At 49.7% G+C, this 10,900-nt stretch carries 10 protein-coding genes; 4 read left to right on the forward strand and 6 right to left on the reverse strand.

From position 1 onward, the window contains the following. Both RW092_RS12555 and RW092_RS12560 read left to right on the forward strand, forming a co-directional pair. The coding region (locus RW092_RS12555) for a hypothetical protein (protein ID WP_316010358.1) at positions 1-258 on the forward strand (258 nt) is incomplete at its 5' end. Between the two features lie 674 nt (positions 259-932). Further along, a complete protein-coding gene (locus RW092_RS12560) occupies positions 933-2,804 on the forward strand; it encodes an LTA synthase family protein (RefSeq protein WP_316010359.1) in 1,872 nt (623 codons plus the stop codon). Positions 2,805-2,882: 78 nt separating this feature from the next. On the opposite strand, the gene RW092_RS12565 is transcribed toward RW092_RS12560, so the two are convergent. Further along, positions 2,883-4,319: an MATE family efflux transporter gene (locus RW092_RS12565; protein WP_016313594.1), complete on the reverse strand. Its 1,437-nt coding sequence runs from the start codon at positions 4,317-4,319 to the stop codon at positions 2,883-2,885. A gap of 148 nt (positions 4,320-4,467) precedes the next feature. Between RW092_RS12565 and RW092_RS12570 the strand changes: the two genes are divergently transcribed. Next, entirely contained in the window at positions 4,468-5,373 is a 906-nt protein-coding gene (locus RW092_RS12570; RefSeq protein WP_085279489.1) for a helix-turn-helix domain-containing protein, read from the forward strand. A 72-nt stretch (positions 5,374-5,445) separates the two neighbouring features. Here the strand turns inward: RW092_RS12570 and RW092_RS12575 are convergent, their stop codons facing one another. The 5 genes from RW092_RS12575 to RW092_RS12595 all read right to left on the reverse strand — a co-directional run bounded on the left by RW092_RS12575 (position 5,446) and on the right by RW092_RS12595 (position 9,210). Then, on the reverse strand, positions 5,446-6,486 hold the full coding sequence (locus RW092_RS12575; protein ID WP_316010362.1) for a phosphodiester glycosidase family protein: 1,041 nt from the start codon (positions 6,484-6,486) through the stop codon (positions 5,446-5,448). A gap of 266 nt (positions 6,487-6,752) precedes the next feature. After that, positions 6,753-7,160 (reverse strand): rhodanese-like domain-containing protein, encoded by a 408-nt coding sequence (locus RW092_RS12580; protein WP_051416840.1) that lies wholly within the window; start codon positions 7,158-7,160, stop codon positions 6,753-6,755. Between the two features lie 5 nt (positions 7,161-7,165). Next, complete coding sequence (locus RW092_RS12585) at positions 7,166-7,477, reverse strand: rhodanese-like domain-containing protein (protein WP_028538065.1); 312 nt, start codon at positions 7,475-7,477, stop codon at positions 7,166-7,168. A gap of 21 nt (positions 7,478-7,498) precedes the next feature. After that, positions 7,499-7,771 (reverse strand): metal-sensitive transcriptional regulator, encoded by a 273-nt coding sequence (locus tag RW092_RS12590; RefSeq protein WP_036699430.1) that lies wholly within the window; start codon positions 7,769-7,771, stop codon positions 7,499-7,501. A 170-nt stretch (positions 7,772-7,941) separates the two neighbouring features. Beyond that, positions 7,942-9,210: an ABC transporter substrate-binding protein gene (locus RW092_RS12595; protein WP_316010360.1), complete on the reverse strand. Its 1,269-nt coding sequence runs from the start codon at positions 9,208-9,210 to the stop codon at positions 7,942-7,944. Between the two features lie 496 nt (positions 9,211-9,706). Between RW092_RS12595 and RW092_RS12600 the strand changes: the two genes are divergently transcribed. Further along, positions 9,707-10,747 (forward strand): LacI family DNA-binding transcriptional regulator, encoded by a 1,041-nt coding sequence (locus RW092_RS12600; RefSeq protein ID WP_316010361.1) that lies wholly within the window; start codon positions 9,707-9,709, stop codon positions 10,745-10,747. Positions 10,748-10,900 lie beyond the last annotated feature (153 nt).

The raw sequence follows: 10,900 nt of genomic DNA on the forward strand, positions 1-10,900 counted from the left end.
AGCGGGTGGTTTTTTGTTTCGCACGCTTCGCGAGCTCAACTGGCTAAAGCCATAATCAAAAAAGCCGTGCTGAAAACAGCACGGCTTCATCGTTATACAGATAACGGCAGCTACTTGGATGAGCTGCAAGATGCTCTCGTGTGTGTTCTTAACTACTTCATAGACCGAAACCAGCGTACGGAAAAATACATGCACGCTTATAACTCAAGCGGCACGTTCTGTACCCTGTGTAACCGTCTCTATGAAATTACTAGTTAAGAACCTTCACCGACATCAATATCTCTCCTCTTTAGAGGTTGTTCTAAAAGTCATCTTTCGATCACGAAGCTAACTCATCGAAGTTTGCTCGACATCGAATCTTGAATTCACCCGGGCCTTCCGTTGCTCACGTAGCTTCCAGCTACGCTCTGCTACTCAGTCCCTAGCTTCATTCAACCTTCTCGGTGCTCCAAACCTGACTTGTAGAACTTTCATTAAATCGGGTTGTTCTAAAAGTCATCTTTCGATCACGAAGCTAACTCATCGAAGTTTGCTCGACATCCAATCTTGAATTCACCCGGGCCTTCCGTTGCTCACGTAGCTTCCAGCTACGCTCTGCTACTCAGTCCCTAGCTTCATTCAACCTTCTCGGTGCTCCAAACCTGACTTGTAGAACTTTCATTAAATCGGGTTGTTCTAAAAGTCATCTTTCGATCACGAAGCAACATTTCCGAAAAGAAAGATTACCTTTAATTTACCAAAAAGGGGCGTTATCCGTCAATAATACGGCTTTCGACGCGTTGCGTCTCACTTTAAGTGGAATATCTTGCTAATTGAGTGAATTGATTAATTTTATTCTTGCGGCTATTTCATGTATTATATATGAGGTGTTAAAATTGTAAACTCGGCATTAATTCTAACTAAGGAGTTTTTACGGAAAGGAAGGAAACGAAGTGTCACAGTTCAATCGCATCCGGCTCGCCAGCATCAAGCCGTTTGTCTTCTTCTCTGTCATCATGATCTTCAAGATTTATCTTGTCTGGACGGCTATCTTTGGTGTAGTACCCGCTTGGGGGCCATTGTTGAAGGAAATCCCGTTTATCTGGATTTTGTTCTGCTTGATTGAATGGTTCTCCTCCAAACGTAAGATCGGCCTTTATTTAACCGTCAATCTCATCGTTACAGCCGTATTCTTCGCCGCTGTTATGTACCATAAATATTATGGGGTTATCGTGAACTACACGGCCCTGCAGCAGGTGAATCAGGTTACCGCGGTGAAGAACAGCGTGTTCTCGCTGCTCGCCCCTTATTATCTGCTGATCTTTGTGGATATCGTGGTGATCGGCTTCTGGTTGTTCCGGAAGAAACGCGCAGAGAAGTTGAAAGCTTTATTTAATCTAAGAAAAGCCAGCACCGGCGTCATTACCGGGATTTTCGCTTTCTCCCTGCTGCTGTGTATCTTTAATGTATGGCCGAACCGGGCCAGCATGAATGAGATCAAGCAGGCTGAGCAAATGGGCATCCTGAACTATGAAACGTACACGATTTTCTCCAGCGCCAAGAAGGAAGAGCTGGTTGACAAGAACGAGATCTCCCAAGCGAAAATCAATAACTTGAAAGGCATTACCCCTCCGGCTGAACCGAAATATTTTGGTGCGGCCAAAGGCAAGAATCTAATCATCATTCAGATGGAATCGTTCCAGAACTTCCTGATTGGCCTGAAGATCGATGGTCAGGAAGTTACGCCAAATATGAATAAACTGGTTAAGGAAAACACCTATTTCAGCCATTTCTATCAAATGGTCGGACAAGGAAATACCTCAGATGCCGAGTTTGTGGTGAACACCTCGTTCTACATCCCGTACAATGAGGCCGCAACGCAAAACTACCCGGACAAAGATCTGCCAAGCTTGCCGAAGCTGATGCGTGATCAAGGGTATGATACGGCAACGTTCCATACGAATGTCGTTGATTTCTGGAACCGCGGGGAATTGTACAAAGCGATTGGCTTCAACCGCTATTATGACCAGAAATGGTTTGGTACCGAAGATACCGTCTTCTTTGGACCTTCGGATGAAGTGCTCTACAAGAAGACCATTGAAGAGTTGGATCGCATGCAGCAAACGGGACAGCCGTTCTACACTCAAGTGATCTCGATGACGGCGCACCATCCGTTTACAACACCGCATGACAAGGATAAAATTCAGCTGCCTGAGCGTTACCAAGACAATATGGTTGGCGATTATTTGCGGGCGCAAAGCTATGCGGATTACGCCCTCGGCCAATTTATTGAGGATTTGAAGCAAAGAGGCATCTGGGACAACAGTGTGGTTGTCATTTATGGGGACCATCTCGGCTTGCCGATGTATTCGCTGGATAAACATGGACTTGAACTGATGAAAGAAATTTACGGACGGGATTACAGCTACATTGATATGATCAATATCCCTATGCTCCTTCATGTGCCGGGTACCGAATTGCCTGAGGTCATGGACAATGTAGGCGGTCAAGTCGATATCCTGCCGACGGTAGCCAATCTGTTTGGGATCAATCTCGATAACCATATTCACTTTGGTGAGGATCTGCTGAACCAAACCTCTTACAACCTGTTACCGCAGCGTTACTATCTGCCTTCCGGATCGTTCATCAATGACCAGGCGCTGTTTATCCCTGGGGTATGGTATGATGACGGGACGAAGTATCCGCTCCCTAAGGATGGCGTGACCCAAGCGTTAACAACGGAAAGCGAATATAACCGTGCGCTTGAACTGCTCCGCCTCAGCGACAGCTACGTCAAGCAGCTGCCTGATCGAGAGAAAGAGTAGGAGTTCGCACAAAAACAGAAAGAGCCGCAGGCGCCCTTCCGGGCCGCCCTGCGCGACTCTTTTTTTTATTTGCACATTCTATAATGCCGAAGGAGCAACGCCATCCATCGTCTGATTCCCTTGTCCCTGTCCTTGGTCTTCCTGGGCCCATCCCCGTTCTTGCAGCAGCTCCTGCTCTTTTCTGCGCAGGTACTTACGCCCTCTCCAACGGAAGAACGAAAAGACGCCGCGAATATATTCGTCGCTGATCATGCAAGCGTAAATGGCGATAATGCCCCAGCCAATCGAAACGCCAAACAAATACGAGCAGCCGGTTGCGACAACCGACATAAAGATCAAGGAAATGATCATCGTGTACCGCGTATCCCCGACTGCATTTAACGAGTTGCCGAGGGCCATGTTGATCATTTTGCCCGGCTGCAGCAACAGATTGAGCCAGAGCAAGGCCGCGCAGAGGGTTAAAATCTCGGGATCCTGCGTAAACAGCCCCAACAGCTTCGGACCAAACAGCACAAGGATAAATGCGTTGACGATCACGAGCGGCAGCCCAAAGGCCAGCACGCGGTATACGGCACGGTAAGCTTCTTTGGTTTTGCCTGCACCGTACAGGTGAGCGATCTGGATCTGCGCCGCCATCGCCAGCGAGAAGCCCAGCATAAAGCAGAACGACTCCAGCGTATTCATATAGGTTCTGGCGGCCAACTCGGTTGCGCCAAGCATCGCCAGGAAGGAGAAAATCGCCAGCTGCGAGAACACCCAGCTCGCCGAATTGACCCCCAGCGGCCAGCCGATGACCAGCACCTCCTTAAACAGCTTGCCATCGTAGACAGACATGTCCTTAAATCCGATTCGACGCTGAAACGTGCCGAGGAAAATGAACAACAACACAATCGTAGCAACGAAGCGGCTGATTACCGTTGAAATTGCCACGCCAGTCAGCCCCCATTGCGGAAATCCAAACGCTCCAAAGATAAAGCAATAGTTCATCAGGATATGCAAAACGTTCATGCCTACCGCCGTGTACATCGGGCCTTTCGTATTTCCAGTGTTGCGGATCGCAGTACCAAGCAGGGAAATCATCGCGGTTAGGATCATCCCTCCGCCAACAATGGAGATGTAGATTTTTGCCAGCGGCAGCAGTTCATTCGGAAGCTGCAATATCGTAGCGATGGGACCAGGAACCGCGATCAGCAAAATACTGAGAAAAAGACCAATTCCCGCCGTCACTTTGAAGGCGATGATCGCAACGGTCCGCGCATCCTCTTCGCGGCCTGAACCGATCTTCTGGGCGATTACAATCCCCGCCCCGCTAGCGACGGTAGCAAACAGCGTTGTCAGCGCATTAAACAACTGGTTGGAGAAGCCCACGACCGCCACCGCATTGTCGGAAATACGGCTGACCATCAGCGTATCGACGGTTCCCAGCAAGATTTGCAGAAACAACTCGATAAATATAGGCCATGCGAGCAGCCAGAGAGAGAATTTATTCTTCTCGCCGCCCTTGTTACTTTTCATTATTACAACCTCCTGAAGTTCGGAGAATCCCGCGGATTCCCTGTCATCGTGTTAGCATGAAACACATTATAGATCGTAATTTCGTTTTGATGTATCATTGAATCAACTCGATTTTTCAATATTCCAACCTAAGAGGAGTGGGTATCCTTTGCCTCCCATCATTGAATTTACCGCGCCGCCACTTCCCCACTACATCGTCAGCGGCTCAGCGGTGATCCCGGTCGGCGGCAAGCATCCCAGCCGGCAAAATATCGGCGCCTTCGACCTGCTGGTCGTCGAGTACGGATGTTTATATATCAGCGAAGAAGGCCGTGATTACGAAGTGCCCGCCGGACACTCGCTCATCCTCCGCCCGGACTGTTACCACTATGCGCTGGAAGGCTGCCGGGAGGATACGCTGCACCATTGGCTGCATTTTCAACTCTTGGGCGAATGGCGCGTCGTTGAGGAGGAAGATTACCAGCATTGCGGATGCAGCCTGACGGATCAGGGCACCCCTGGTTCAATTTCACTGCCTCCGTTCACGGCGACATCGTATACCGTCCCTCTGCCCCAATACGCGAAGCTGGCCCAGCCGCAGAAAATGATCGCGCTGCTGAAGGAACTGACGGATTTGAATCGAGATCTCCATTTGGACAGCGTCCGATTGCGCCAGCAGGCCCTATTTCAAGATGTAATCGTCGAACTGTCGGCCTCCTCATCCAATGCCGGACTCTCTCCGCAGTCAGCCTGCGCCGAGAAGGCAGCCTCCTATTTGCGCGAGCATTATAACGAACCCTTCTCCGCGCAAAAGCTTGGGGAGAGTATCAATTTCCATCCGGTCTATATCGCCCGTTGTATGCAGAAGGTGTTCGGCTGTTCGCCTGCCGTCTACTTGCAACGGCTGCGCATCCAGCAGGCTAAGCTGCTGCTTGTGCAAACCGATCTGACCATCGAACGGATCGCCGAACAAGTGGGATTTAACCAGGCCGCATATTTCACCGCTTGCTTCAGCAAGACCGAAGGCATGTCCCCGCGAAAATATCGTCAGCGCTTTACTTGGAGCAAGGACTAACGGATTTACTACATAACAAAGAGGCCGGGCAAAAGGGATACTCCCCTCTGCTCGGCCTCTGCTTCTGCCGCCTCACTTCTTGCCGGGATCAATGTCCTGTGGACGCAAGCCTTCCCAAATGTTCGGGATGTTCACCTTGGACGGATCCTCAAAGACGAGAAACGCGGTTGGCAAATACCGCTCTCCGTATTCGGACGAAGGCTTGTTCACGATCTCCCCGCCTTCTTTCACCAATACGGTAGACGACCCGCCGTCCAAATTGGCGGCGATCACGGCGCCGCGTTCCAGCATAATCTGCTGAACATCGTACAGGCTGGCGCCGATGCTGTAGCCCGGCTGACGCCCGTCGATGACAACGAACAGGATCGCGCCGTCTTCGCGTTGCCCCATGGCCGTCCGCGGCGCGATGCCCCAGCCTTCTTTTTGACTGCGGATCTGTCCTTTGCCATTTACGATAATTCTCGGCTGAAACGTCACCGCTTCCTGAATGCCAAGCTTGTCCAATTCCTCCAGCGTATATTTACCGGCGATCATTTTACCCTTCTTGTCCAGGCCCACGATCTGCGTCGATGCCCCTGAACTAATACCGTTGTAATATAGCTTCCCTTGGGAAATGACCACCCCAATCGGCTTGAAGCCGTTGCCTTTCCAGTTCGGGTCGGCAAAGCCGCCGCCGTTCACGCCGGCAATGGCACCGGTCCGCGCGACCATGCTGGAGACCTTCTCCCCTTTGCCCCGTTTCGCTGGAACCCCCAAACGGATTTTGGTCGGGTCGTTTACAGTAAGCACGTACCCGTGATAGCTTTTGCCGGAGACCTCTTCAATTTCAATGAGCGGCTTCTCCGCTTGTGTGTCTTCTTGATCCTCCGGGTCGGGCAAATCAATCGTATGGGTGTCCTTCTCCGTTCCCATCTGCTCGAATTGCGCCTGGTAAGCGGCGACCCGTTTGTCCAGCTCGGCTTGTCCGATGATATATTTGGCCCAATGGCGATGCTGCGTCGTAATCAGCGTATCGGCCATTAAATAGCGCATATTGTTCCCTGACGGGGTAAAGAACAACCAGAATAAGGCCGCCGTCCCGATCAGCATCATCGCGATGATCAGCCGGGACATCAGATAGAAAAAACCACGCTTCCGCCGTTTCTTAGCGGACGTACGCTTCTTAGCCCCCGTTCCCCGCTTGGCCGACGCGCGGCCTGTCCGGCTTGTCCGGCTCGCGCGGCTGGGTAATGTAGGCGTTGGCATGATGCTTGTCTCTCCCCTGCTCTCTAATATACTTGCTGTACAATAAACGTTCATATTAGTCTGAAAGTTTCAACCTCACACTCGAGCGCGTGAGAACCATGATCGCTTCACTGTACACCAAAAACCCGCCTGCATCAACAGGCGGGGCCCTTCTCTAAGCAAGGCTTCCGCGAAGATCCTTCCCGGCAAGCTTCTCCGCGCAAGGCGTAGAGCTGCTTGAAGCCTCGTCTGCGTAAAATTCGTGCTGCTTTTAACACCGCAGATCGACGGTTTGCAATGATCAGAACAGGACAAGATGGCGATAACTCCTTATGCCATAGAAACGGCAATCGACCTAACGAAATGTTAATCGCTCCATCCAGATGGCATTCTTCATAATAAGACGCGTCCCGGACATCCAGCATCTTCGTCTGCGGCGGCAGGTCGAACCCGCGTAAGCCCTTCTCCCCTACGAACTTTAGGCCCGGGACAGGCCATACCAACCGAAGTACATATCCGCTTATCCAGGCGGCAAGCAACAATCCTCCTGCCGTGATCAGCATGTCACTCACTCCACTTCATCCTGCCAAGTCAGCATTCCGCCGGTCATGTTGACTACACGGTAGCCTCTCTCACTAAGCAGCTCACAGGCCAGACTGCTCCGCCCGCCGCTGCGGCAGACGACGATTACCTCTTCCTCCGGATCCAGCTCTGCTAACCGCTCTAGCAGCTGTCCCAACGGAATATGCTTAGCCCCTGGAATGTGGCCTTCAGCCCACTCCAATGGCTCACGCACATCCAGCACATGGACCTGCTCGCCCCGCTTCAACCGCGCGGCCAGCTCGTCCGGGGTTATTTCCTTCTGTGGCTGAAACGCCATCGTTATCGTCTCCTTTTCAAATTACCGGCTCTTGACCAGCAGCTCTACCGCTTCCTTCACCAAATGGGCGGTGTCGCCCCCTTGAGCCTGCTCCTCCAAGATACACTGCTGCAAGTTATCCGCAACGATCTGGGCCAAAGCCTTATCCGTAGCACTCCGCACTGCAGAAAGCTGAACTACCACTTCCTTGCAGGGCTTCCCTTCCTCCATCATACGAAGCACTCCGCGCACCTGACCTTCGATTCGTTTCAATCTCCGTTTGACTTCTTCCGCATAGAGATGTTCCTCAGCCATGTCCTGCACTCCTTTCCATCATTCATCGTGCCTGACATCTCGTTCAAGTGGATACCCCCACGGGTATACATGATAGATGAAAGTCACCCCCTCGTCAACCTTGCACGGTGAGCGAAATACAAAAAGGGCGGAGACTAATCTCCGCCCTTCAGCATGATTACATATTCGGCTTATTTCCGATTGGCAACTTTATCCCATTCCGTATCCAAGTTTTTCAGGAATGCATTGACATCCTTCTTAAGCAGGAACTCTTGAACCAAAGCGTCAAGCTTCATGGCACTTGGAATATAGTGATCTGCAAAATCAGAGATTTGTCCAGCTGCAAAGGCTTCTTTGAAACCGTCCATAATTGGATCACTTTGCGATACGCCGGTGATCGCCGGGAACGCTTTTTGTTCATCGATATATTGTTGTACATTTTCCGGTTCCAGCAAGAATTGGACAAACTTCATAGCTTCTTCCGGATGTTTGGTATTTTTAGCAACCGTCAACAGCGTATCCACGCCGGAAATGACTTTGTTCTTCGTCGGGTCATTGGTGGCCGGCATCGGGAACACGCCCAACTCGATGGAAGGGTTCGCCTTCTGAATTTCCGGAATTGCCCATACCCCTTGCATATACATTGCAGACTCGCCTTTAGCGAACCCGGCATTTCCATCATTATAACCTTTGCCAAAAATGTCTTTTTGCCCGTAGTCCAGAAGCTTCAACTGTTTCTCAGCCACTTCTTTAAAGGCGTCAGCAAACTTCACCGAACCCTCTTGGCGTTGTTTGAAGATTTCCGTACCCACGATACTTGGTTCCAAAGCATTGAACGGCACTAACACGGTCCATGCATCTTTATAGGTCAGATAAAAAGGATTTATCCCTTGAGATTTGAACGTCTCTGCCGCAGCAATAAACTCATCCCAGGTTTTTGGTACTTCTACGCCGGCTTCGGCAAAGATCGCTTTGTTATAAATCACGCCGCTGGCGTTCGCCGAGAATGGGATGCCGTTAACTACATCCGTTCCGGTCAAATCGTTCATCATTTGAATATAAGCTGGTTGAATCGAGGAGAGAATTGCATCACCTGTGAAGTCTTTGAACACCCCTCCGGCAGCCAACGACTTGTAAGTATCCGTTGCCCCCATACCAATAACATCCGGAATATCATCCTTTGCCGCTCTTGTCTTCAGGACAGTTTCCGCGTCTGGCGGGTTTACCTGAGTCACCTTGATATTAGGGTTCGCTTCGTTAAACTTCGCAATCAGCTTATCGAAGGTGTCCTTCGCTTCGGTTTTATTTTGGAAAAATTCGATTTCAACCTGCTTGCCGGAAGTTGCGGTTGATCCGTTGTTGGACGCCGTTCCTGCGTTATTTCCTCCACCATTACCGCAAGCGCTAAGCATCGAAGCAGCTAACAACCCTGCTAATACGGGTGCTATGATTTTTTTCATCATGTTTTATCCCCCTGATCGTAAAATTTTCACTGTTGGCGTAGGACAGAAAATAGAGGTTATCAGGATACGTAAACGTTTACTTTTTACTCAATATGTACCCATTCAGCCACTACTTAAGCCCCTTCTCGTGAGTAACCATGAATCCTTCGTTGACTTCACCTAGTTCCGGACTTCACCTCTTTGCGTTGGTTTCATCTCTGCAAGGTAAACGTTTACGAACTGAGACAATGAAAGCCATTAGTTCTTCCATTTGCGCTCATTTCAAATCAAACGCTCGGAAACGTAAACGCTTACCTAAATATATCCCTGTGTGATAGGTTTGTCAATAATTTTGATCAAGCATTTTTTTCGCCTTCGATCCTACAAGACAATTCCCCCTCTCCCCTAAAAATATCGTTGACAAATAGGAGCACAAGTTCTAAAATCGAGTAAGCGTTTACGTTGTCTACTATCAGAGTAGAACCATATTGAAACGAATGAGGCGGGTAATATCATGAACCCTACCATCAAAGATGTTGCCAAAAAGGCCAATGTATCCATAGCTACCGTATCCCGTGTACTCAATAATTTGCAAGGCTATTCGGAGCAAACGAAAGCCAAAGTATACCGAGCCATCGAGGAAATCGGATATCAGCCTAACGCCATCGCCCGGGGACTGATCAATAAGAAAACCCAGACGATCGGCGTGATGTTTCCGACTGTATCAAGCCTGTTCTCTTCTGAGATTCTCCACGGTGTGGAGGACTTTGCTCAGGATAACGGATACAGCGTTATGGTATGCAATACCGATTCAGACGGAAAGCGGACTCTCAAATACTTACAGGTATTGCGTGAGAAGCAGGTTGATGGTTTGATCTTTTCCAGCGAAGTCCTGAAAGAAGAATACTATCAGACACTTCAGCAAATGCGAATTCCTTATGTCCTCGTCTCGACGGAATCCGGCTATGATCATGTACCGTATATCAAGGTCAACGATTTTCAGGCCGCTTATGATGCCGTAGAGTATTTGATTCGATTCGGCCATCGCAAAATCGCTTTGCTGAGCGGTACTAAGCACGATACGATCGCCGGGATTCCAAGAATTGAAGGTTACAAGAAAGCCCTTGAGAACCACGGCATACCGACTAACGAATCTTATATCGCCTATGGAGATTTCTTATTCGACGTAAGCTATAAAGCGATGGAAGAACTCTTAAGCCGGGCCCCTGATATCACCGCCATCTTTGCGGCGAGCGACGAGATGGCAATTGCTGCAATCTCTGTAGCTGCCAAGTATGGAATTAAGGTGCCTGATGAGTTGTCCATTATCGGATACGATGATCTGAAGCTGGCCCAGATGTCGGTTCCCCCTTTGACTACCGTACGACAACCATTGTACGATATGGGCAATCTAGCCTCTCAGAAACTGATTCACATGATCAAAACGGGGAAAGCCGAAAGCAGCTGCATCGTAGCCCATTCCATCGTCGAAAGACAGACGGTACGGGCGATTAGCTCCCATGACAAGCGGGATATCCATAATCCAAAAACGTAAGCGATAGCCTGATGGTCAATGATCTAAGTGCTCGCTCACGTTCTTTTTTTCAAGGGTACGTAAACGTTTACTAGTAACTAAGGATTCAAGCATTTCTTAAGTCCAGCGGTATGATGTCAAGCTGTTGATTTAATCGAACTGGAAATTTCCCGT

The sequence above is a fragment of the Paenibacillus sp. 3LSP genome, from assembly GCF_032465655.1.
Classification (GTDB): domain Bacteria; phylum Bacillota; class Bacilli; order Paenibacillales; family Paenibacillaceae; genus Fontibacillus; species Fontibacillus barengoltzii.

Excerpts from the sequence above, each read along its gene's own strand:
- RW092_RS12565 (WP_016313594.1), bottom strand. The coding sequence starts at position 4,319 with ATGAAAAGTAACAAGGGCGGCGAGAAGAATAAATTCTCTCTCTGGCTG.
- RW092_RS12575 (WP_316010362.1), bottom strand. The coding sequence starts at position 6,486 with ATGTCCCGGCTGATCATCGCGATGATGCTGATCGGGACGGCGGCCTTA.
- RW092_RS12580 (WP_051416840.1), bottom strand. The coding sequence starts at position 7,160 with ATGCTGATCACGGCAGGAGGATTGTTGCTTGCCGCCTGGATAAGCGGA.
- RW092_RS12585 (WP_028538065.1), bottom strand. The coding sequence starts at position 7,477 with ATGGCGTTTCAGCCACAGAAGGAAATAACCCCGGACGAGCTGGCCGCG.
- RW092_RS12590 (WP_036699430.1), bottom strand. The coding sequence starts at position 7,771 with ATGGCTGAGGAACATCTCTATGCGGAAGAAGTCAAACGGAGATTGAAA.
- RW092_RS12595 (WP_316010360.1), bottom strand. The coding sequence starts at position 9,210 with ATGAAAAAAATCATAGCACCCGTATTAGCAGGGTTGTTAGCTGCTTCG.
- RW092_RS12600 (WP_316010361.1), top strand. The coding sequence starts at position 9,707 with ATGAACCCTACCATCAAAGATGTTGCCAAAAAGGCCAATGTATCCATA.